The following is a 22,517-nucleotide window of genomic DNA, read 5'->3' on the forward strand; positions in this document are numbered from 1 at the left end:
GCGGCCCCCCTCGCGGGAGGCCCGGTCCGTCACGGGGTCGGCGGTTGCAGAAGCGAAGGTCCGTAGATCGGGACCGCGTGATACACGAAGAGGAACCAGGTCATGTTCAGGAGCAGGATCGCCGCCATCGCCAGGCAGGCCGTCCGCACGATCGGCGACAGCAGCGCGGCCGGGTCGTCGGCCTCGGCCTCGGCCTGGGGGCCGGGGTCTCGCAGGCCCTCGGCGCAGGCGAGCAGCGCGGTGGCCAGGCCGAAGGCCACCCCCTTGACCATCACGCCGACCACGTCTCGGAACCAGAGCATGCGGACGAGCATCATGAAGTACATCTCAGTCGAGAGCCCCATGAGCGCCTCCGACGACTTCCAGCCGACGAGCGTGCCGACCACGCAGCCCCAGAGCGAGAGCAGAGGGGTGGCCGCGACGGCCGCCAGCATCCGCGCCGCGGCCAGCCGCCCGGCGTCCAGGCCCCTCGTCCCGTCGGCCCCGGCCGCGGCCCGGCGTCGGGCCCGTCGCAGCTCGGGGACGATCCGGCCGGGGAGCAGCCCGGCCAGGGTCAGCCCGGTCATGATCGACGCCAGGTTCCGCAGCAGGCCGACGCCCACCACGGCCCCCGTGCCGTCGACGAACGTGCTGCCGAAGTACGCCTGCATCGACAGGAACGACCCCATCGCCACGTGGACCAGGCCCACCAGCGGGATCCCCGCGCCCAGCATCCACGACAGCTCGTGCGTCGTCGCCGCGAAGAGGGTCGGCTCGTCCTCGTCGGCCCGGCCCCGGACGAGGGCCGCTGCCGCCGAGAGCATCAAAACGGCCGTCGCGCCGAGATGGCCCAGGATCCCCGAGGCCCCCCGGCCGATCCAGCCGATCGGGGCCAGCCAGGCCGGCGTCCCCGTCGCGTTCGCGCCTGCGGTCATCGCCATGGGGTCCTCACTGCCGGATGGTCCGGCGGATCCGCGTCGTCGGTTGGTGCTGGGGCGAAGGGGAGGGGACTTCCGACTGCGACTGCGATTGCGGCGTCGGCGTCGCTTCGGGCGACTTGCCGCTCATCCAGTCCCGCCAGCGGCCGACCGCCGCGTGGCGTTCCGGCTCCTCTTCCCAGGGGACGTAGCCGAAGTCCCGGCCGGTCCGCTGCTTCAGCTCCTCGTGGGCCGCCAGGCGGACCACCGGGTCCGGGTCTTCCAGGCGGGCGACCAGGGCGGGGACGACCTGCGAGCCCGGCCGGCGGTCTCCCAGGCTGAGCGCCCGGGCGCGGACCATGGGCGCGGGATGCTCGATCTTGCGGAAGTTGCGCGGCTTCGTCATGCCGCATCCCGGCGACGAGCCCAGTGTCAGAACCAGCATTCCCGCGGCGAGCGATCGTCTCATCTCTGTGGCACTGCTCTTCCATGAACAGCGGTCCGAACGCCGACGGCCCGACGCCGATTCGCGTCGCCGTCGTCCCGAGGCGCGACGAACTTTAGTCGAAGTCCGGGGGGGCGGCAATCCCAATCGGAGCGCCGCGCGGACCGGCGTCGGGGAAGGGGGGGACGGACCTAACTCAGGTCAGGCGTCGAGTCGACCGCCCGTCTGCGATAGACGCCCAGCAGGCAGTTCTCCGGGTAGCCGAGCCCGACGGCCTTCAGCGCGGACCAGGCCGCAAGCTCCACCAGGTTCATGACCTTGAACCCGCCGAAGGTCGACAGGTCGTCCAGTCTGAGGAAGTCGACCTCGTCGAATCCCGACCGGCCGAACAGTCGGCTCAGCGTCCTTCGCGTGTTCATGCGGTACGCGACGGGGAAGGTGTCTTCTTCCTCCCCGCCCCAGAAGAAATGCTTGATCGGGTGATGAAACCGGAAGGGGACGAGCCAGGAGATCAGGGTCAGGGGGGACCAGCGGTTGACGGTGAACACCACGACCGTCCCGCCCGGCTTCACCAGGCGAGCCAACGCGTCGACGAAGGACTCGGGCTGGTCGACGTGCTCCACCACCATCTGCATGGTCGCCAGGTCGAATTGCTCCCGGGCCTCGAAGTCTTGCAGCATGAGCTGATGGCGCTCGTGGACGAAATCGTTCCGCTGGACGTTGTCGCTCGGGTCGACGGCGACGACCTTCTCGCACCGCGAGACGAGTTCGCGAGCCAATCGCGGATTCTCCGGGAAGATGGCGCGGCCCCCTCCCACATCGAGCCAGTTGCACCCCGGATCGACGCACTTGCCGACGACGAGCTCGTACACGTCCATCGGCAGGAAGTAGCCGAATCGGAATCGACGCCGCGGCGCCCATCCCACCGTCTCCGGCTTGCCGTGCTTCTGGAGGAAGAACGCCTCCAGCTCTCGCGGGGAAGGCGTGGCGCCGGTCCTGACCTGTGGCTCGGATTCTGCAGGAATCACGCGATACCTCGCATCGGCTCCAGCGGCATGGCCCCGGCCGACGAGGCGCGTACACCCCCGCGGCTGGTCGGGGACTGCGCCGGACGACGCCGGGAGCAAGCAATCAAACACAATGATTTTATATCGGCGGGTTTCATTAAGTTCAAGACTTCGGCTTCCTCATCGCGCCAGCTCCAGCCCCGGCAGCGAGCCGCGATCGGCCAGGGCGGCGCGGAGCGTCTCGAAGATCGCCCGGTGGCCGAGGACGCTGGGATGCTTGTCCCAGGGGGAGACCCGGAACTGCTCGACCGACAGGCCCTGGAAGGCCTCGGCGGCGTCCAGCAGGTCGAGCCGCTCGCGACGGATCGACGCGCGGATGATCTTGAAGATCTCCGGGTTGTCCCGCTTCTCGTCGGCCCGGGGGATGAGCACGATCGCCAGGGGGAGGCCCGTCCGCCTCGCGAAATCCCCCCAGCCGGCGAACGCCCCCTCCAGGAGCGGCCGGGCCTGGCCCTGGATCCTGGACCGGAAGGCGTCGGCCGAGTCGCCCGGGGAGACGCCGGCCCGCTCCAGCGCGTCGCGGACGTAATCCAGGGGGGGCGGGATCGGCATGGGGGAGTCGCCCCGCGCCACCGACTCCAGGTGGGCTTCCTCCAGAGCAGGGTCCAGGACGGTGGCGTCGCAGAGGACCCAGTCGGGCTGGTAGGCCTCCGCCTCCTCGCGCATCCGGACGAGCCGCCGCGAGGGGGAGTCGCCCGAGACCGAGAGATTCACGACCTCCACCCGGCGCCCCGGCGCGACGGCCTCGTTCAGCCAGCGCTCCAGCAGGCGGGGGTAGGCGTCGTCGTCGCCGACGCCGTGGCCCATCGTGTTCGAGGAGCCGAAAAGGACGATCCGGTAGACCCCCTCGGGCTTGGGGATCGCGACCTCGGGCGTTCGGTAGCCCCGGCTGTTCGTCCGGAAGCTCTCCCCGTTCCAGGCGACGTCCAGGCCCGGCCGCATCCGCCAGCGCAAGTACGAGGGGATCGGCTCGACGAGGTCCGAGGCCCCGAACGGGACCCAGCCGGCGGGGGGCGCGGCCTCGCCGACGGGGCGAGGGGCCGGGGCCCGGTTGGCGTCGATCAGCTCCTCGTAATAGCCGCGCGTGGCCATGTGGCGAAGCTCGCCGTCGAGCCGGGGCCTCCCCAGGGCCGACCGGAGCAGGTCGCCGTCGGGCAGGATCCAGGGGGCCGCCAGGAGCGCGACGCAGGCCAGGATCGACGACCGATCCCGGACCGGGGCCTGCCCGTTCGACGACTTCGATGCGTTTCCGCGCGCGACTGGGTTCATGACGGGGATCACCCTGATTTGGCTGAGGCCGCAAGGCTCGGGAGCCCGCGATCGCGAGGGCCGGCGGCGAGGACCAGCGGGGCCGCGAGGCCCTTCCACGGTCCCGATTACCGGAAATCGCCCTCGCCCGCAAGCCGGGGTTCCCGGAGCCGGGCCCCAGAACGGCGAATCGCCGCGACCTCCGTCTTGTGCGGCCCCGCGATATGGGAAAGAATGCCGTGGAAGGCGTTACGGCGACGATCACGGCCCGTCCCATCCGGTTCGACGTCGCGCCGGGCGGCGAGGAGTCGCTCCGCATCGCCCGGCGCAGGTCGGCGTACCGAGAGGCCCAGTCATGGTTCCCAACCCCGCTCCGTCGTCCCCCTCATCGCCCTCGCCGGCCGCCTCCACCGAGGACGCGGTGCTGGCCGCCGTGCTGGTGAAGAACGGCGTCCTCACCGACGAGCAGATTCAGGAGGCCCGCCGCCATGCCGAGAAGCATCGGCGGGACCTGAAACAGGCCATCCTGGAGATGAGCCTGATCTCCCACGAGCGGCTCAACCAACTCGCCTTCGAGCGGCTCCGAGCCCTGGCCCAGGCCGATGCTCCCGAGCCCGCGCCCGAGCCCGAACCCGCCGCCGCCGACGCCTCGTCGGCCATCCTGGTGGTCGCCGACCGCAACCAGATCCAGCGCGACGTCCGCAAGGAATTGCAGGACCTGACCCAGACGGTCCCCGTCCCCGAGCTGGTCGGCCAGATCCTCGAACGGGCGATCGACTGCCGCGCCACCGACATCCATTTCGATTCGCTGGACAACGGCCTGCGGGTCCGCTTCCGGATCGACGGCCAGCTCCAGGACATCCTGTTCATCGAGTCGTCCGTCGCCGCCGCGGCGCTGAGCCGCCTGAAGGTCATGTCCAACCTCAACATCGTGGAGCGCCGGCACTCGCAGGACGGCCGCATCACGATCATGTACAGCGGCAAGCCCCGCGACCTCCGCGTGGCCACGTTCCCGACGATCTACGGCGAGAAGGTCGTCATCCGCATCCATGAGGTGCTCACCGACGTCGTCGGCTTCCCCCACCTGGGGATGTCCAGGTCCCAGGCCGAGGTCCTCGACCGCCTGATCGTCCAGCCCTACGGGGCCGTGCTCGTCGCCGGGCCGGTCGGCGCCGGCAAGACCTCCACCCTGTACAACTGCCTGGAGCGGATCAACTCCCCGCTGCGCAACGTCATGACGATCGAGGACCCGGTCGAGCACCGGATGCCCGGCGTCAACCAGACCCAGGTCGGTTCCAACCCCGGCGACATGAGCTTCGGCGACGGCCTCCGGGCCATGCTCCGCCAGGACCCCGACATCGTCATGATCGGCGAGATCCGCGACGAGGAGACCGCTCGCATCGGCATCCGCGCCGCGCTCACCGGCGTCCTGGTCTTCAGCACCCTCCACGGCTCGGACGCCCCCAGCACCATCAGCAACCTCTACAACTTCGGCATCCCCGGTTACCAGCTCTCCAGCAGCCTCCTCGCCATCGTCTCCCAGCGCCTGGTCCGCAAAATCTGCCCCAATTGCCGCACCAGCTTCATCCCGGACGAGAAGCTGCTGTTGTCCCTGGAACTCGACCCCGACGAGCACAAGGGGGTGGAGCTCCACCGCGGCGCGGGCTGCCCGGCCTGCTTCCAGACCGGCTACATCGGCCGCACCGGCGTGTTCGAGATCATGCTGATCGGGGAAGAGCTGCGCGACCTGATCTTCCAGCAGATCCCCCGGGATGTTTTGCGGCGTGTGGCGGTTGATCTGGGAATGCGAACTTTGAAGCAGTCCGCGGTCGATAAGATTCTGGAAGGGGTCACCACGGTGGAGGAGGTCTACCGCGTGGTGTCGTTCTGAATCGACTCGACGGACCCCCAGGGAAGATCCGGGCGAACCGACAGGAGGTCGGCAATGCACGCGCAACGTCACCGCAAACGACTTACGGCCGCGGGCTTGAGCCTGCTCGCCGCCGCCGCCCTGGCCGCGCCCCGCGCCGCCTCGGCCGACGACTCGGGCCTCTTCGGCCGTCTCTTCCGCCTCGGCGGGGCGTCGAACTCGGCCCGATCCAAACCGGCCCCCGCGCCTCGCGGCGACGCCGAGGCCAGGCCCGGGGCCCCGGACGCGAACGGGGCGGGACGCAACTCCAACCCCGGCCCCAAGCACGACCACGACCACGGCGCGAACGCGTTCGTCCCCCCCGCCGCTCCCAGGGGACCGGCGCCGACCCCGACCACCGGACCGATCGGCGAGGGGCCGTCGACCCCCGAGGTCGCCGGCGGCGGCCCGGCCGCCCCCCGATCACCCCCCGGGCGCGGGTCAGCAACGCCGCGACCGACGCCGACCCGCTCCTGACCCGCATGGCCCTGGGACGGTCCAACGACGGCAGCCAGTTCGGCATGTTCCTTCAGGTCTACGCCGACGGCACGGTGATCGACTCCGAAGGGGTCCACCGCCTCGCGCCCGCCGATCTCCGGCCGATCGCCGAGTTGGTCTCCTCCGGCGAACTGGGGCGCAACCGGGGCCACTGCGGCACCCCGTCGAGCGACTACATCGAGGAGGTCCACGTCGTCGTCTTCGAACGTCGGCTCGGCCGCCTGACCGCCCAGCCGTTCTCCTATTCCGGCAACCCCCAGGGCTGCGATCCCTCGGTGCGGCAACTCCACACCCTCATCGAGAACCTCCAGGCTCGGCTCAGCGGCCAGCCGGTCGCCTCCGCCGCCTCGGCCCCGGCGTCCACTCCGGCCCCGGCCGGCGAGTTGGCCCCGCCGCCGTTCGTCGAGCCCCCCGCAGCCGCGGCCTCGGCCTTCGGCGAGCCGGCGGGCCTCCAGCGCCCGACGCCGGCCCCGGCCCCGACTCGAGCCCCGACCGTCGGCGGCAGCCGCGTCCTGCCGCCCCTCCCCGCGACGGCCGGGCCGGTCATCCCCCTGACCACCCCGGCCGACTCCCGCTGACCCGGCCCCGCCGGTCTGCCCCAGCCCGGGGGCGGTTCGCGATCCAGGCGATCCGACCCCCGGCCTCGTGATCCTGGGAGGCGTCGGACTGGTCAGCAGGCCGAGGGTCGTCTACAATGGAGAACCATTCTTGATTTGGTGATGAATTTGGATGTCGCGCTCAATAAAGACCGCAACTTGGATGGAAGGAAGCGGCCGTGGCGAAAACTCAAACCGACGATTTAATTCCCCTGGACGTCAAGGAATCGCCCGAGGACAAATTCCGCGAGTTCCTCGAAATCCGGGGCGAGAAGCTGACCGATCCCAGGCGCACCCTGGTGCGACACATCTTCAGCTCGCACAAGCACTTCGACGCCGATGAACTGGTCCGCGACCTGCACGACGCGGGCCACGCGATCAGCCGGTCGACGGTCTATCGGACCCTCCGCCTGCTGGTCGAGTCCGGGCTCCTGCGCGAGCTTCGCCTGACCAACCGCTCCGCCTACGAGCACGACTACGGCTACCCCGCGCACGACCACCTCCACTGCACGGTCTGCAGCCGCGTGGTGGAGTTCCGCAACGACGACCTTCTCAAGCTCCGCGACGAGGTCAGCCGCGCCCACGGCTTCCGCGCCACCGGCCACCGCTTCCTCATCGAGGGCGTCTGCTCGTCCTGCGACCGCTCCCACAGCCCCCGCCGGCGGCTCGACCTGATCTGACCGGGCCCGATCCGATCCCGGCGAGGCGCGGGCGTCGACGGCTTCCGTGCTCAATAACGGTCTTCCCCCCTCGCGGGGGAAGACAGACCCCGAAGGGGTCAGATGAGGGGGAAGACCAGCACGAGGACCGTCGGGATTCGCGATCCGGTTTCCCAGCTGCCGACGGACTTGGTGCTCGTCTTCCCCCTCATCCGGCCCTGCGGGCCACCTTCCCCCGCGAGGGGGAAAGGACGTTATGGTCCGGGCCTGGATTCCGACGGCGTTCGTGCTCGCCTTCCCCTCGAGGGGGAGAAAGCAAGACGCGGCTGGGGATTACTCCATGTAGCCCAGGTCCATGAGCCGCTGTTCGAGGATGGCCTGCTCCTCGTCGGTGTACTCGAAGGCGGGCTGGTGGGGGCCGTTGATCGGCCGCTTGGCGGGTTCGTCGAGGCGGGTGACGGGGCTCGCGGCGCGGCCGGAGCCGAGGGGCGATCCTTCCATGTGCGACGGGACGGACTGGCCCAGGAGGCTCAGGACCGTGGGGGCGACGTCGATCAGGCGGCCGTTGAGGTTCCGCCCGGCCGCGAGGCCCGCGCCGGCGAGGGCCACGACCCCTTCGGGGCGGTGCGTGCCGGTCAGGTTCGGGTCGGAGCGGACCCAGTCCCCGGGGCCGGTCCCGGCCAGCTTGGTCCGCACCCAGTAGGCGGCGTCGGGCAGGGCGATGAGGTCGGGGTAGCCCTCCCGCGCGGGATCGACGCCGTAGGCTTCGGCCGTGTCGATGATCCGGGGGAAGAGGCGGCGGCCGTCCTCGGGGTGTCGGGCGTCGGCGAGGGCCTCGGCGGCGGCGTCGCGGGCCTCGTCGATCTCGCGGGGCGTGAACAGGGGGGCGGCGTGGCGGGTGGTCCCCCGGCGCGAGGGGGAGTTGACGTAGACCATCGCCGCGGTGTCCTGATGGGGGGCGAAGGCCAGGGTCCGCGACCAGTCGAACGGGAACGACGCGGCCACCGACTGGTCGAACGAGGCTGAACGGGCCGTCGGGTCGTTCCGCTTGGCCTTCCAGACCCGCAGGCGATCGACGGCCTGTCGGCCCCGGCGGGCCAGCTTGCGGCCGATCCCCGCCTTCTGGGCGAGCCCGGCGTCGAGCAGGATCTGGTTGACGTCGATCCGGCCCTGGCAGGGGCCGAAGCCGTGGTCGCTGACGACCAGCACGGCCGCCCCCGCGCCGAGGCCGCCTCGCAGAGCATGCCGATCGCGCGGTCCAGGCCCCGGATCACCTCCTCGGCGGCGGCGTTCCAGTCGGGCTCGTCGACGCCCGTCTCATCCACGTTCAGGTATCGCCAGGCCCGGTGCTGGAACGGGTCCAGGTTCTGGAACTGGACCATCAGCGCGGACCAGTCCGGGAACATCCGGTCGGCCAGCAGGCCCCCTCGGCGCGTCCCCGGAAGCTCTCGGCGGTGAGCCGGGCGTTGGTCCGCAGCTCGTCGAGCGTCTGGGGGGCGCGCTTCCAGAAGTAGCGCAGGGAGTAGTCCGGGGCCTCGGCCTTCAGCCTGGCGGCGAATTCCGGCGAGCCCTGGAGCGCGGCGTCGAGGTGGGGGGCGTCCATCCCCGAGACGACCACGCCGTTGATTTTCGGGGGCGGGAAGAGGCCCGGGGCGTTCAGGCAGGCGGCCGATCGGCCGGCGTCGCTGAGGATCCGCCAGAGGTTCGGCACGCGGACGCGGCCGGAGTGGTTGACCTTCATCCGGTCGGCGGCGGCGTCGTAATAGCGATGGTCGAAGACGCCGTGGCGGGACGGGGTGCAGCCGGTGGCCATCGAGGTCCACGCGGCTGTCGTCACCGGCGGCTCGACCGACGTCAGGACGCCGTGCGCCGCCGAGCGGAGCAGGGCGTCCAGGTTCGGCATCGCGCCCCGACGCCGCATCGGGTCGAGGACCGTCCAGGTGGCGCCGTCGAGGCCGAGGATCAGTACGCGATCGAGGGATGCCGCCATGCGCCTTGGCCCTTGCTGTCATGGATCATCGGGATGGGGGAACCGTTGACGGCCGGATCGACGCGCAGCTCGCGCGCCGTCGCCGCGGTCGTCGCCGCGACGGTCTCGGCCCCGGTCTCCACGCTGAACTCGGTGTGGTAGTAGCCGGCGAGCGCCTGGCGCTCCCCCTTGGAGCGGTAGAGCAGGCCGAGTCGCTTGCGGAGCTTCTGGCGGAGCGGGACGGCGGCCTCGGCCTCGGCCAGGCAGCGGTCATAGGCCGCCGTCAGGGCTCGGGCGCGGTCGTGGAAGTCGGCCGGGGCCGGGGTCTTGACCCCCATCGCCATGACCGAGTGCGGGAACGACCGGAAGCCCTGCGAGCCGACGACGCGGCCGTCGTAGGGGCGCATCATCCGCTTGAGGCAGCTCGGGGTCATCCGCCAGTAGTCGTCCGGGTAGGCGTGGATCCGGAAGTTCAGGGGGGAGGTGATGACGAAGATCCCCCCCGGCTTGAGGATCCGGAAGACCTCGTCGAAGGCGCGACGGACCTCGAACACGTGCTCGAAGGTCTCGATGCAGAGGACCGCGCCGGCGGACTCGTCGGCCATACTGATGGCCGAGACGTCCTCGATCCGGTCGACTCCCAGGCCGGCCCTCATGTCGCAGCCGATGAAGTCCTTGCCCGCGAACATCCCCCTCAGATTGGCGTAGCCTTCCTGACCCTCGACCTGATACGAACCGAACTCCACGATGGGCGTCGGGCAGTCGAAGGTCTCGGCCACAAGGCGGCAGAACGCCTTGTTGTGGTCTCGCATCGTTGTTGCTCCTCCATGAGCCTGATGGTCGGCGGACCGAGGGGTGACGGGCGGAGCGAATGCTCCCCGGAAATCGGCGGGATCTTAGACCCAACACCAGGATCGGTCAATCGCAACTGATCGGAGACCCCTGGTCCCGGGGGCGTCGTCCCCCGCGTGCGAGGCGGTCCGCGGGCTGCTATCATGATTCCGGCGGGGAGGGGATCGCGCCGCGGGCCTTGATTCGGGAGCGTCGGCATGGGTTGGATCGGACGACGGGCGTTCGCGGCGATGGCGATCGCGGGGGTGTGTCTGGCGTCGGCCTCGGCGTCCGAGCCCGAGAAGATCGACCTGTTCGAAGCCGGGCGCGACGGCCGTGCGATGTACCGCATCCCCGGCGTGGTCGTCACGGCGAAAGGGACGGTCCTGGCGTACTGCGAAGGCCGCAAGAGCGGCAGCGACTGGGCGGACATCGACGTCTTCCTGAGACGTAGCGAGGACGGCGGCCGGACGTGGGGACCGCCGGCCCGGATCGCCCATCTCGGACCGGCCGTGCCGCCGAACCCGGTCGCCCCGAAATCGCGGGGCGACGGGGCGCGCACCACGAACAACCCGGTGGCCGTGGTCGACCGCTCGGGCGTCGTCCACATGCTCTACGGCGTCGAGTACGCTCGATGCTTCTACATGAAGAGCGACGACGACGGCCGGACGTTCTCCCCGCCCGTGGACGTCACCGCCGCGTTCGAGGCGTTCCGGCCGGAGTACGACTGGAAGGTGATCGCGGTCGGCCCCGGCCACGGCGTTCAACTCGCGAGCGGACGGCTCGTCGTCTCGGCCTGGATGTCGCTCGGCACCGGGGGGAACGGCCACCACCCCTCGGTCGCCTGCACGATCGTCAGCGACGACGCCGGCGCGACCTGGCGTCGAGGGGCGATCGTCGCCCCCGCCACGCCGGATCACCACGACCCCAGCGAGCCGGCGATCGTCCAGCTCGCCGACGGCCGGGTGATGCTCAACATCCGCAACACGTCGCCCGCCCTGCGACGGCTCGCCACCACCAGCCCCGACGGCGAGACCGGATGGACGAAGCCGACGTTCGTCGACGACCTCCCCGAGCCCATCTGCATGGGAAGCCTCGTCCGCCTCCCCGCCGAGCTGGGCGTCGGGCCGGACCGCATCCTCTTCGCCCAGCCTCACAAGCCCCCGGTCGCCCCGGGCTCGACCCCGCCGAAGGGCTGGAACGACCGCCGGAACCTCGCGATCAAGGTCAGCCTCGACGGCGGCGCGACCTGGCCCCTGGTCAAGACCCTCGAACCCGGCCCGAGCGCGTACAGCGACCTCGCCGTCCTCCCCGACGGCACCGTCCTCTGCTTCTACGAACGCAGCCTCGCCGAAGGCCCGGACGCGAAGGGCTCCCCCTACGGTCGACTCACCCTCGCCCGCATCCCGCCGGACTGGCTCCCCGAGTAAACGCCGCGCCGGGAGCGCCCGCCCCGTTCATCTCCGCGGACGGACCTCGACCGCCTCGCGGAGATACGCCGACTTGCGACGAACTCTTCAGAAAATCCACTTCGGCATGCAGGCGTGATGTTGAACCTAAAGCGCCGTCACAGACTTCAGTGCCCAATTCGTTAGCCCCTTCTCTGGTATTCCCAGATCGGCTGCGTTAGGTACGTGGCTACCCATCCAAAATAAATCGAGTCTCGAAAAGTGCTGATTTCTGGCGAACAGTATCTTGAGAGAGAGACTCCGACAGGCCTATGCTGGCTATTGTGGCAGAACTCTCGACCGAAAGGCCTGAGCGGGCATCTGCTCCAGCAAGCATCGACGCCGCGATCTGGCTGCTTCCTTAACGTGGGGGGCGAAATCCACATGGCCGAGCTCTACAAATTTGAGGACCGGCGGAGCCCAGTCCCTACGGGGATTGTGAAGTGCGTTGGGGACGTCGTGTTCGTTCATGGGTTGAACGGTGATGCCTACGCAACATGGGCTGCGGGCGAGGGGGAGGGGGACACATGGCCGCGATGGTTAAAGGAGGACCTGTCTGAGCTGGATGTTTGGTCTCTCGGATACGAGGTCCGTGCGAACCGGTGGTCAGGCTGGTCTATGCAGTTGTCCGATCGAGCGACAAACGTCGTCGATCGCCTCACGCATTACCAAATTGGGGCTAGGCCGGTTGTCTTCGTTTGCCACAGCATGGGGGGCCTACTAATCAAACAGGTGCTTCGCAACTGCTTGGACTCTAATCTCAAAGCTCATAAGGCGATTGCAGCCAATACCCGCGGGATCGCTTTCCTCGCGACTCCGCATCTCGGCTCCGGACTGGCTGATCTGGTGCTAAGATTGCCGTTCTATGAACCCACGGTTGCTGTGAAAGAATTGAAGAAGAACGCGGTGCAACTGCGTAACTTGAACACCTGGTATCGTAATCATTGCGACAGATTGAGGATTCAAAACAGCGTTTGGGTTGAATCGAGAAGTATGTTTGGCGTGAGAATCGTAGATGAAATAAGTGGAGACCCGGGCATACGGGACGTTGACGCAGTTCCATTGGATAACCAACACGTCGACATCACCAAGCCGCCGGGCAGATGGGCACAACAATACGTCGGTGTCGAGAATTTCGTCGCCAAATGCCTTGAGATCCAGGCGCCACCTGCCGCGTTTCCACCGTTGCCCACCTCCACACCTTCTCCCAAGCCCCGGCTCGGTCGGCTGAAGCTTATAGTGGGCTTCTGCCTTGCCCTGACCTTAGCAGTGGTGGCCTGGGCCGCGTTGACGGGGGATCCGTGTAGGCAACCTCCTGATCCTGCAATGATTGAAGAATCAATTAGGAAAAACTTCGCTTTGCTAGAAGGTGTGCCTCCCAACAGCATGGAGGACGGGTCGGTAGGGGAAAGTCGTTTAGTACGGGCTGTTTTTGTAAGCTTGCCGCTCTCACACGGCGATCTTACACCCGTAGAGCGGGTCATTAGGTATATGGAGTCGCAGGGAGAATTTTCTAAAAATGGAACTAAGGATGTCCATTTGGAATCGGTTATAAAAAGATTGCCTGAGATACGTCAGGCGAGATTGAATTGGCTACGGGATGAAGTCCTGCCATCTCTCCACGAATCGCAGTCCGACACGTTCGAACTCCCGTCCATGGCATACATCGACCCGTCGCGGGGTCGAACGAAGGTCGTGATTACGCGTAAGGACGCGCAATCGCAGATTCGCTGTCTGGAGAAGGCGTCCCTCGACACCAATACCTTCCAAGGGAATGACTAAGATGATCTACTACCAGGTGATCTTTCTCTTGTTCGAGTCCCTCGCTTTCCTTCGTATCCAGGAGGGCTCGGACGCGAGCATTTTGATAACGCAACTCCCGCTGGTAGTTTTAGTACAGGCACCGAGCGAGGCGGCACCTGGTCTTCCCGAGGTGGACCCGCGCGGGGATGCGGTCGAGAGCACTAGACGGGCGATAAACGAAGAAATCGACAGGAGGTTGGACCCTAACTCTGTTTACATGAGAGCGCAAGCTGGCAGGCTCGCCAATTTTCCTCGTCAGGTTGTCAATCGGGCTGTTTTTGAAAGTTTATATTCTGCCCAAGGCGACGAGGGGATTGTCTTGGATGCGTTGAGACTCGTTAAGAAAAACAGGAGAAGCTTCCCCATAGATTTGGGGGTGGAGGCTGTGGATGTTTCCTGGGTTAGAAAGGCCAGACAAGACTGGGTGGCTTTGGCCCTTCGCTCCCTCGATGCCCAGGAGGCCGTAGGGAAGGGAGAAGAGGTGGTCCTACTGGAGATCCCTCCTCAGTTGTGGATCACGAGCATGGACGGGAAGCACGTCGCGTCCGACCCGGTGACGAGTAATCTGAGGCAGCGGCTGGAGAGGGAGCGAGACTACTTAGCTGCTGGGACTAGCGGCTTCGAGCTCTCAGCTCGCCATGTAGCTAGTTTGATTGCGGCGAGCTTCTCGAATCCTGCAGAGCCATTTTTAATGTCGAAGTTGCTGCGAGGCGAGGAGATCGGCCGTGAGTATTTTTATGCCCGAATGTACCAGGCTGTTTTTCTTAACGTCGGCAAGTTTTACGCGGACGCAAATTTGCTGGCAGACGCCTTGGATATTGTGAACGAGACAGTGCCAGGCACTGCAGATGTCAAGAACCCATTGTTGAACGAATTTCAGAATATCAGAGTCCAACGTATCAATTGGTTGCGCACCTCCGTGATCCCCGCACTCGAAACGATGGAGCGGGCTCCACGGGAGGTCTATGCGAATCAAGCAGCTCCTCAACAGCCGTCCGGATTTGGCGTAGATCTCCCGAGCATCGCGTGGGTGCTGAGGGATCCCTATCGCACCGGCATGCCAAAGGAATTCTTTTACAGCTCAAGCGACGCAGCAGCGGAGGAGGAACTACTCCGCAGAGCGAGATAAACGACTTGAGTTCTGCCCCGAGAAGTTGGACCGGTTAAACCAGAGCTTCTCGGCCAGATTACATGCCCCGAAAGGTTGGACCGGCGAAACGAGAGCTTTTCGGCCCGACGTGGCTTGCTTCATCCCGGCCGCGGTCGATGCGAACTCCTCGGGGGCCAGATCGCCCAAGGCACCATGGATGGCCTATGTTAAGGCCTACGTTGGCAGACCCAAGTTTATGCCTAGATTGGCTTAATGCCTAAGTAGGGTAAGTCCGGGACTTTGGGGAGACCGCCGAGATCCAAGTGTCGATTTTCGGCAGCAAATCGTGGGCGGACGGCCATGAGCGCTCTAGAGGCGGAGCGGATGTTCAGAGGACCGCCGACGGCCACGTCCCGATCGCAGCTCGTAGACGAATCGGTCACGCCCTGGTATCACTGCGTCTCACGGTGCGTCCGGAGGGCCCGCCTCTGCGGCGGCGACCCTCCGTCGACTGCGGCGGCTTCGCCGTGATGGACAACCATCTCCATCTGCTGCTGCGCCTCGATTCCTGCCGGGTGCGAGTCCGGTCGGATGAGGAGGTCGCTCGACGCTGGCTGACGCTCTTTCCCATTCGCGACCTCGAGGGAGAGTCCCTGGCGGTGCTGGACGAGCGGGGCCGCCGATTCTCGGGCGATTTCGCCTGGATCGCCGCCGTACGGAAGCGGCTGTCGGAGCTGGGCTGGTTCATTAAGCGTCTGAAGGAGCCGCTGGCCCGACGAGCCAACCGTGAGGGCGGCTGCACCGGAGCCTTCTGGGAAGGACGGTTCCGCAGCGTCCCCGTGCGGGATCAGGAAGTCTTGCTGGCCGTCGCCGCTGACATCGACCTGAATCCGTTCGCCGCCGGCGCCGCGGAGACGCCCGAGGCTCGCGGCGGACCTCGCTTCGCGAGCGGCTCGCCCCCGGCCCGTTGCGACGGACCGACGACCGCCGCCATGAAATCGGCCTGTGGCTGTCGCCGACGAACGACCGCGGCGAGCCCGGCGGCCATACGCCTTGGTCCCCGGCCACACGTCGGCCTCGCCTTTGGAACTGGTCGACGCCGCCGACCGCATCCCCCGCCTCGCGACGGCAAGGCCGCTCTCCCTCGCGCGGCGGCGTCGATCTTCGTCCGCCGCACCTCGAAGCGGATGCCCCGGCTCTGCCACGGCGTCGACCGGGAGAACTTCCCGAGGTACCTGGCCGGGTACGAATTCCGGTACAATCGCCGTGACGGGCATCGTCTTCGATAGGCTTTACAGATCGAGACTCCTCAAGGGCCTCTCGCCCTGGGAAATCCCCGGTCGCCACAATCAAAAGGGCAGGATTCGCATGGGACGAATCTTCGAGAAGCGCAAAGCTTCGATCTTCAAAACCTCCGCTCAGAAATCAAAGCTCTTTTCCAAGTATGGAAGACAATTGTATATGGCCGCCAAGAACGGCGTGCCTGACCCGGATGCCAATCCGGCTTTGCGCGCCCTCGTCGAGAAGGCCAAGCGCGATAACGTGGCCAGTCATGTGATTGACAAGGCGATCCAGAAAGCGGCCGGCGCGGGGGGCGAGGACTTCCAGGCCGCGCGTTACGAGGGGTTTGGCCCCGGCGGCTCCCTGCTCATCGTCGATTGCCTGACCGACAACAATTCGCGCACCATCTCCGACGTCCGGAACTGTTTCGGCAAGACAGGGTCGAAATTGGCCGCCAATGGATCCGTGGTCATGTCTTTCGACCACCTGGCGGTGCTTTCCTTCGGCGGCGACGACGAGGAGAAGGTGATCGAGGCCCTGTTCGCCGCGGACGTCGCCGTCGAAGACGTCGAATGCAAGGATGGCAATATTACGATATTCGCCCCTCCCGCCGAGTTCTACAAGGCGAAAATGGCCCTGCTCGAAGCGTTCCCCGGCCTCGAGCTGGAAGTTCAGGAAATCACTTTCCTCCCGCAGTCGAGCAAGGTTCTCGATGGGGACGATCTGGGCATGTTCGAGAAATTGCTGGGCATGCTCAACGATTGCGACGACGTGCAGGAGATCTACCACAACGTCGAGCTTCCCGGCGAACCTGCGTCCGGTTAGACCCATCACCGACCATTCTCGATCGGCCCCCCGGGGCCATGCAGGTCTCGGCAAGCATGTCGAGTTGCGGGGTTCCTGCAAAGGCTTCAGGCAATCCACGGCGGCTCGGCCTGCCGCCGACCTTCTGGGACAGACGCTCATCCTCGCGAACGGACCTCGACCGCCTCGCGGAGATACGCCGGGTCGATCGTGATGCCGAAGCCCGGTCCGTCGGGGACCTGGAGCTTGCCGTCGACCACCTTCAACGACGAGGACGCGCTGGTGACGGGGACCTCGGCGCTCCCCTTGTACTCGGTGAAGGGGACCGGGTTGGGGATGCAGGCGGCGAAGACGGCGGCGTCGAGGTAGCCCAGGCCCGAGCCGGACATGTGGGGGGTGCAGAGCATGCCGGCCTCGTGCGCCATGCGGGCGACCCGCATCGAGCGGACGAAGCCGCCGTGGTAGTGCAGGTCGGGCTGGACGATGTCGACGGCTCGATTCGCGATCATCCAGCGGAAGCCCTCCTCGGCGGCCTCCTGCTCGCCGCCGGCCACCGGGATGCTCAGGGCGTCGGCGACGGCCCTGGTCTCCTCCAGGTGGTCGAAGCGGCAGGGCTCTTCATAGAAGGCGTAGCCGTGCTCCTCCATCAGGCGGCCGACGCGGATCGCCTCGGCGGCGTCGTAGGAGCTGTTGGCGTCGGCGTAGAGGGTCATCTCGGGGCCGAACGCCTCGCGGACGAGCGGGATGAGCGCCTCGGTCCGCCCGGGGAGCGAGTCCGCGTTCCGGCTCATCCGGCCGCCGAGTCGGAACTTGAGCGCCTTCGCCCCGCTCTCGGCGACGATCCGCCTGAGGTCGGCGACCTCCTCCTCGGGCGTGTTTCCGCGCGTGCCGCTGGCCCGGTAGACGGCGATCTCCCGCCGCTGGAAGCCTCCCAGCAGGTCGCCGACCGACCTCCCCGAGACCTTGCCGAGCAGGTCGAGCACGGCGAACTCGGCGGCCGCCGTGCAGACCCAGAGGGCGAGCCCCTGGTACTTGTAGTTGTCGTCGTGCCGGTACAACTCCCAGAGGAGCGGTTCCAGCTCCCGGGCGTCCTTCCCGACGAAGAACGGGGCGACCCGATTGAGGAAGATCGGGTAGGTGTGGACCAGATGCATGGAATTGGCGACGGACCAGCCCTCGCCCCCGTCCTTCGAGCGCACGCGGACCAGGTACTCCCGGCCGTTGCGGAGCAGGTCCATCGTGGCGATGACGACGGGCTTCTCGATCCCCTCGACCCGGAGCACCGGGGCGTTCGCGACCTCCCGGAGCCGCTCGGTCGAGGGCTTCCGGGCGTCGTCTCCGAGGACGCGAGGGGCGAGCGCGGACGCCGCCGTCGCGCCGAGGGCCGTGCGGAGGAATGAGCGGCGGGCGAGCTGCATGGGGGTCGTCCTCCGGCGTCGCGCCGGTTCGGGAAAGGGGAGGGGGGCGTCAGGCCACGGGCGTGCTCTCGATCATCCCTCGGATGACGTCGCGGGCCTGGGCGGCGAGGTTCGGGTCGGGGGACGAGGCGGAGACGACGACCCAGGTCCCGTTGGACTGGGGGACGCCGACGATGGTCAGGGTCACGGAATCATTGCCGCCGGCCACCAGATAATCGGCCCCGTCCGCCCCCTTGACGACGATGAGACCCTGGTCGCGGAGGGCCTGATCGGCCAGGGCCAGGCAGCCTTCGACGGAGGAGGGTTTCACGAACGTGCCGTAGACGACGTACATCGGCGAGGCTCCTTTTCCGGGCGGGTCGGCGGCCGTCGGGACGCTGGGGGTCTCCCCCGATTGTCCGGGCTCGCGAGGGGGCCGTCCAGGGCGTCGAATCTCGCACTGGCCAGGGCGGGTGGTTTCGATTAGGGTGGATGTTCCTCTCGCGACGGCATCAGGAAGGATGGAAGCTCGGTTGCGTCGCATGGACCCGCGCGGACCCGGCCCCGATCGCCCCGCCGCGGTCGGCCCCGGAGCCAGGTTGAGGGATTTGACCGGTGTCCTATCGCAGCTTCAAGCACCTGCTCGGCGAGACCAGCCTGGAGCGCAAGTGTCGCTTCATCTTCGGGCTGGGGATCTTCCTCCTCGTCGTGGTCAGCTTCCTCCTGTACGGCCTGAAGACCGAGAGCCTGGTCAAGAACCAGACCACCCAGACGGCCCGGATGCTCGTCAATCCGACGTTGATGAACATCCATTACAAGAAGCTGGGCAACTACTTCTTCGAGCCGATCATCGACGTCCTCTGGGGCGACTTGAAGCCGCTGGACGAACTTCCCAACGTCAAGGCGACGGTCCTGAAGCCCTACGCCGACAAGGACCCGGCCAAGCAGCCCTCCGACGAGTTCGAGCGGGCCGCCCTGGCGCGGTTCTTGAAGGCGTCGGCCGACGAGGAGGCGTTCGTCAAGACGGGCAAGCCCCGGCCCAACCCCTACACCTTCGCCGACGGCACCAGGATGTGGGAGGACCGGATCTCCCCGGACCAGAAGGAATATCAGTACATCCAGGCCGTGACCTTCAAGCCGAGCTGCCTGATGGACTGCCACAGCCGGGAGGACTCGGGCCTGGAGGGCTTCGACGGCGGCAAGGTTCACATCGACAACCACCACCTCTGGCGGCTGGCCGCCGACGGCAAGCACAACATCCCCGTCAAGCCCGGCGACCTCGCCGGCGCGGTGGTCGTCCGGGTGCCGATGGAGCAGACCAAGAAGGCCATCAACAGCAACCGCGCCGTGCTGATCACCGCCGCGTTGGTGACGGCCGTGCTGGCGATGGTCTCCTCGTACATGATCGTCCGCTACGTGATCGTCAAGCCGGTCAAGCACCTGCGCGACGTCTCCGACGCCATCGCCGCCGGGCGGCTCAACATCCGCAGCCAGATCCAGACCGGCGACGAGTTCGAGGACCTCTCCCACGCCTTCAACCGCATGCTCCACAACCTCGTCGCCATGCAGCAGGAGCTTCGCGACGTCAACGGCGACCTCGACCACAAGGTCGACGAGCTGGCCCAGGCCAACATGGCGCTCTACGAGATGAACCGCCTCAAGAGCGACTTCCTCGCCACCATGAGCCACGAGCTGCGGACCCCTTTGAACTCGATCATCGGCTTCTCGGAGGTCCTCGGCGGCAACGAGAACCTCAACGAGCGGCAGCGGCGGTACGTGGGGAACATCCAGACCTCGGGCAAGATGCTCCTGGGGATGATCAACGACATCCTCGACCTGGCCAAGATCGAGAGCGGCAAGATGGAGGTCCGCGGCGAGGACTTCTCGATCCGCGACGTCTGCGAGGCGCTCACGAACCTGACCCGGCCGATGGCCGACCGCAAGGACGTGACCCTGGAATGCCGGCTCGACGAGGCCATCCCGCTCCTCCGGCAGGACCCGGGCAAGATCCGCCAGATCCTCTACAACCTCCTCTCCAACGCGATCAAGTTCACTCCCGAGGGGGGCCGCGTGACCCTCAGGGCGCGGACCGACGGCCGGTTCGTGGTCCTCGAGGTCGAGGACACGGGGATCGGCATCGCCGAGGAGGATCGAGACACGATCTTCGAGAAGTTCCGCCAGGCGAAGGCGCCCGGCCAGGCCGACGACGTCCTCACCCGCGAGCACCAGGGGACCGGCCTGGGCCTGTCGATCGTCCGCGAGCTGGCCCGGCTGCTGGGCGGCGAGATCCACCTCCGCAGCCAGCTGGGGCAGGGGAGCACGTTCACGGTCCGCATCCCCTTGCAGCTCGCCGGCAACCATCGCTTCGAGGTGAACCTGAGCGATGAGCGGATCGATCTCTCCAAGGCCCGCCGCATCGAGGCCCAGCCTTCGTTCCCGCGCATGCCCCTGACGCGCCCGCAGCCGTCCGGGGGCCTCGGCCCGGACCCGCTGCGGGGCCTCGGCAAGAACGCCCCGGTCGTCTGACTCGACTCTCGCTCCCGTTCGCGCCTCGCTCCGGTCCCGGTCTCGATCTCGATATCGCCGCCGATTCCGCCTCGTGAGTCCGCCCCATCGCCCTGACGAAGTGAGCACCATGAATCGCTTCCCGCTCTCGCACCACACCCGGCGAGGCCGCCGGAATCTAACCCTGCTCGCCACGGTCGTCGCGCTCGGCCTCGCCGCGACGTTCGGCCTCCTGGTATACCTGGACGACCCGGTCCAGGACCTCTCCTACGGCCAGTTCCGCAGGAAGCTGGCCGAGGGGGGCGTGTCGTCGGCCCGCGTCGGCCCGGCCGCCATCCAGGGCCTCCTCGCGCCGGCCTCCCCGGAGGCCGCGGCCGTCTCGTACCGGGTCTCCCGGCTCGGCATGGAGCACGACGAGGACCTGATTCGACTCCTGGAGGCTCACGTGCCGAACGGCGACTACGACGCCGAACCGGCTCCGTCGCCGGTCTGGACGATGGCCGTTCCCACGGTGATGTTCCTGATGATGGTCGCGGTCCTGGCCCTGGTCGTCGCCCGGTCCGGGGGGATGGGCTCGGCGCTGGCGTTCAGCAAGAGCCGGCCGAGGGTCTACGGCGCGGACGAGCCCCGGGTGACGTTCGAGAGCGTCGCCGGCCACGACGAGGTCGTCGCCGAGCTTCGCGAGGTGGTCGACTTCCTCCGCACGCCGGGCAAGTTCCAGTCGCTGGGGGGGCGGATCCCCAAGGGGGTCCTGCTCGTCGGCGCCCCCGGCACGGGCAAGACCCTGCTGGCCCGCGCCGTGGCGGGAGAGGCCGGCGTCCCCTTCTTCTCGCTCTCGGGCTCGGACTTCGTCGAGCTGTTCGTCGGCGTCGGCGCGGCCAGGGTCCGCAGCCTCTTCGCCAGGGCCCAGGCCAAGGCGCCGTCGCTGATCTTCATCGACGAGCTGGACGCCATCGGCAAGGCTCGCGGGGCGGGGGGCTCGGGCGGACACGACGAGCGCGACCAGACCCTGAACCAGCTCCTGGTCGAGATGGACGGCTTCGACGCCGACCGGGGGGTGATCCTCCTGGCCGCGACCAACCGCCCCGAGACGCTCGACCCCGCGCTCGTCCGGCCGGGGCGGTTCGACCGCCAGGTGGTCGTCGACCGCCCGGACCTCGTCGGCCGCGAGCAGATCCTCAAGGTCCACTCCCGCGTCGTCCCTCTGGCCGACGACCTGAGCCTCCGCCAGATCGCCGCCATGACGCCGGGGTTCGTGGGGGCCGACCTGGCCAACCTGGTCAACGAGGCCGCGCTGCTGGCGGCGAGGAGGGGCAAGGACCACGTCGGTCAGCCCGAGTTCGAGGACGGCATCGAGCGGCTGATCGCCGGCCCCGAGAAGCGCCAGCGGCTCCTCCGCCCCGACGAGAAGCAGCGCATCGCCTACCACGAGGCTGGCCACGCCCTGGTCGCGCGGAGCCTCCCCCAGACCGACCCGGTACACAAGGTCTCAATCGTCGGCCGGGGCGCCGCGGCCCTGGGCTACACGCTCTACCGCCCCGAGGACGACCGCTTCCTCCACACCAGGACCGCCCTGGAACACGCCGTCTGCTGCCTCCTGGGAGGGACGCTCGCCGAGGAGATCGCGCTCGGGGAGGCGTCGGACGGCTGCACCAGCGACCTGAGCCGGGCGACCGAGATCGCCTCGCGAATGGTCCTGGACTTCGGCATGAGCCCCGTCCTGGGCCGCCTCCGCTACAGCGGCGACGGCGACGCCGCACGCGGCTACAGCGAGCGCACCGCCCGCGAGATCGACCTGGAAGTCCGCCGGATCGTCGGCGAGGCCATGACCAAGGCCCGCGCCATCCTGGAAGACCGTCGCGAAGCCCTTGACCGCCTGGCCGACCGCCTCATCGAACGCGAGACCCTCAACGCCGCCGATCTGGACGAATTGCTGGGCCGCTGAGTCTCGATCGCCGCGAGCCTGAGGACTTCGTCCGGATGAGGACGGGTACCGTATCGCGCGGCCGTCCGGTAGAATCGACCGGACGTCGGAAGCGGCGATCGCGTCGCGGACGCAAATCGAGTTTGG

The 22,517-nt window shown here is 67.7% G+C and carries 20 protein-coding genes; 11 read left to right on the forward strand and 9 right to left on the reverse strand.

From position 1 onward, the window contains the following. Positions 1–29: 29 nt before the first annotated feature. The 4 genes from VT85_RS12105 to VT85_RS12120 form a co-directional block, all read right to left on the reverse strand. Positions 30–914, reverse strand: coding sequence for an ABC transporter permease (locus VT85_RS12105; protein WP_082858969.1), 885 nt, complete (start codon positions 912–914; stop codon positions 30–32). Positions 915–927: 13 nt separating this feature from the next. Further along, positions 928–1,341 (reverse strand): HEAT repeat domain-containing protein, encoded by a 414-nt coding sequence (locus VT85_RS12110; protein WP_068415236.1) that lies wholly within the window; start codon positions 1,339–1,341, stop codon positions 928–930. A 191-nt stretch (positions 1,342–1,532) separates the two neighbouring features. Next, positions 1,533–2,369 carry a class I SAM-dependent methyltransferase gene (locus VT85_RS12115; RefSeq protein ID WP_068415240.1) on the reverse strand — a complete coding sequence of 279 codons (837 nt, stop codon included), beginning with the start codon at positions 2,367–2,369 and terminating at the stop codon, positions 1,533–1,535. A gap of 159 nt (positions 2,370–2,528) precedes the next feature. Next, a complete protein-coding gene (locus tag VT85_RS12120; RefSeq protein ID WP_197491237.1) occupies positions 2,529–3,677 on the reverse strand; it encodes an SGNH/GDSL hydrolase family protein in 1,149 nt (382 codons plus the stop codon). 334 nt (positions 3,678–4,011) lie between these two features. Here VT85_RS12120 and VT85_RS12125 point away from each other — a divergent pair, with 334 nt between their 5' ends. From VT85_RS12125 to VT85_RS12140, 4 genes are all read left to right on the forward strand, one after another. Next, complete coding sequence (locus tag VT85_RS12125; RefSeq protein ID WP_068415245.1) at positions 4,012–5,547, forward strand: GspE/PulE family protein; 1,536 nt, start codon at positions 4,012–4,014, stop codon at positions 5,545–5,547. Between the two features lie 54 nt (positions 5,548–5,601). Further along, positions 5,602–6,042 carry a hypothetical protein gene (locus tag VT85_RS12130; RefSeq protein ID WP_156512830.1) on the forward strand — a complete coding sequence of 147 codons (441 nt, stop codon included), beginning with the start codon at positions 5,602–5,604 and terminating at the stop codon, positions 6,040–6,042. 5 nt (positions 6,043–6,047) lie between these two features. Then, positions 6,048–6,641, forward strand: coding sequence for a hypothetical protein (locus VT85_RS12135; protein ID WP_068415257.1), 594 nt, complete (start codon positions 6,048–6,050; stop codon positions 6,639–6,641). 197 nt (positions 6,642–6,838) lie between these two features. Next, the gene (locus VT85_RS12140) at positions 6,839–7,339 is read left to right on the forward strand and encodes a Fur family transcriptional regulator (RefSeq protein ID WP_068415259.1); all 501 of its coding nucleotides are present in this window, start codon (positions 6,839–6,841) and stop codon (positions 7,337–7,339) included. Between the two features lie 312 nt (positions 7,340–7,651). Here VT85_RS12140 and VT85_RS28465 read toward each other — a convergent pair whose 3' ends face one another. The 3 genes from VT85_RS28465 to VT85_RS12150 all read right to left on the reverse strand — a co-directional run bounded on the left by VT85_RS28465 (position 7,652) and on the right by VT85_RS12150 (position 10,099). After that, positions 7,652–8,527 carry a hypothetical protein gene (locus VT85_RS28465; protein WP_197491238.1) on the reverse strand — a complete coding sequence of 292 codons (876 nt, stop codon included), beginning with the start codon at positions 8,525–8,527 and terminating at the stop codon, positions 7,652–7,654. Between the two features lie 172 nt (positions 8,528–8,699). Continuing rightward, a complete protein-coding gene (locus tag VT85_RS28470; protein WP_197491239.1) occupies positions 8,700–9,308 on the reverse strand; it encodes an alkaline phosphatase family protein in 609 nt (202 codons plus the stop codon). Beyond that, on the reverse strand, positions 9,281–10,099 hold the full coding sequence (locus VT85_RS12150; RefSeq protein WP_082858554.1) for a methyltransferase domain-containing protein: 819 nt from the start codon (positions 10,097–10,099) through the stop codon (positions 9,281–9,283). The genes VT85_RS28470 and VT85_RS12150 overlap by 28 nt, the downstream gene beginning before the upstream one ends. A 237-nt stretch (positions 10,100–10,336) precedes the next feature. On the opposite strand from VT85_RS12150, the gene VT85_RS12155 reads away from it, so the two are divergent. From VT85_RS12155 to VT85_RS12170, 5 genes are all read left to right on the forward strand, one after another. Continuing rightward, entirely contained in the window at positions 10,337–11,548 is a 1,212-nt protein-coding gene (locus tag VT85_RS12155; protein WP_068415262.1) for a sialidase family protein, read from the forward strand. Between the two features lie 402 nt (positions 11,549–11,950). Beyond that, positions 11,951–13,348, forward strand: a complete 1,398-nt coding sequence (locus tag VT85_RS27595; RefSeq protein WP_156512831.1) for an esterase/lipase family protein — start codon at positions 11,951–11,953, stop codon at positions 13,346–13,348. Position 13,349: 1 nt separating this feature from the next. Further along, the gene (locus VT85_RS12160; protein WP_068415264.1) at positions 13,350–14,498 is read left to right on the forward strand and encodes a hypothetical protein; all 1,149 of its coding nucleotides are present in this window, start codon (positions 13,350–13,352) and stop codon (positions 14,496–14,498) included. 491 nt (positions 14,499–14,989) lie between these two features. Further along, positions 14,990–15,748: a hypothetical protein gene (locus tag VT85_RS12165; RefSeq protein WP_156512832.1), complete on the forward strand. Its 759-nt coding sequence runs from the start codon at positions 14,990–14,992 to the stop codon at positions 15,746–15,748. Between the two features lie 79 nt (positions 15,749–15,827). After that, on the forward strand, positions 15,828–16,565 hold the full coding sequence (locus tag VT85_RS12170) for a YebC/PmpR family DNA-binding transcriptional regulator (RefSeq protein ID WP_068415268.1): 738 nt from the start codon (positions 15,828–15,830) through the stop codon (positions 16,563–16,565). A gap of 137 nt (positions 16,566–16,702) precedes the next feature. Here VT85_RS12170 and VT85_RS12175 read toward each other — a convergent pair whose 3' ends face one another. Together VT85_RS12175 and VT85_RS12180 are read right to left on the reverse strand one after the other, a co-directional pair. Beyond that, the gene (locus tag VT85_RS12175) at positions 16,703–17,962 is read right to left on the reverse strand and encodes a mandelate racemase/muconate lactonizing enzyme family protein (RefSeq protein ID WP_068415270.1); all 1,260 of its coding nucleotides are present in this window, start codon (positions 17,960–17,962) and stop codon (positions 16,703–16,705) included. 49 nt (positions 17,963–18,011) lie between these two features. Next, on the reverse strand, positions 18,012–18,296 hold the full coding sequence (locus tag VT85_RS12180) for a hypothetical protein (protein WP_068415274.1): 285 nt from the start codon (positions 18,294–18,296) through the stop codon (positions 18,012–18,014). Between the two features lie 260 nt (positions 18,297–18,556). Here VT85_RS12180 and VT85_RS12185 point away from each other — a divergent pair, with 260 nt between their 5' ends. Together VT85_RS12185 and ftsH are read left to right on the forward strand one after the other, a co-directional pair. After that, a complete protein-coding gene (locus VT85_RS12185) occupies positions 18,557–20,467 on the forward strand; it encodes an ATP-binding protein (protein ID WP_082858555.1) in 1,911 nt (636 codons plus the stop codon). Positions 20,468–20,576: 109 nt separating this feature from the next. Beyond that, entirely contained in the window at positions 20,577–22,391 is a 1,815-nt protein-coding gene (gene ftsH, locus VT85_RS12190; protein WP_068415280.1) for an ATP-dependent zinc metalloprotease FtsH, read from the forward strand. Positions 22,392–22,517 lie beyond the last annotated feature (126 nt).

This window comes from Planctomyces sp. SH-PL62 (assembly GCF_001610895.1).
Classification (GTDB): Bacteria; Planctomycetota; Planctomycetia; order Isosphaerales; family Isosphaeraceae; genus Paludisphaera.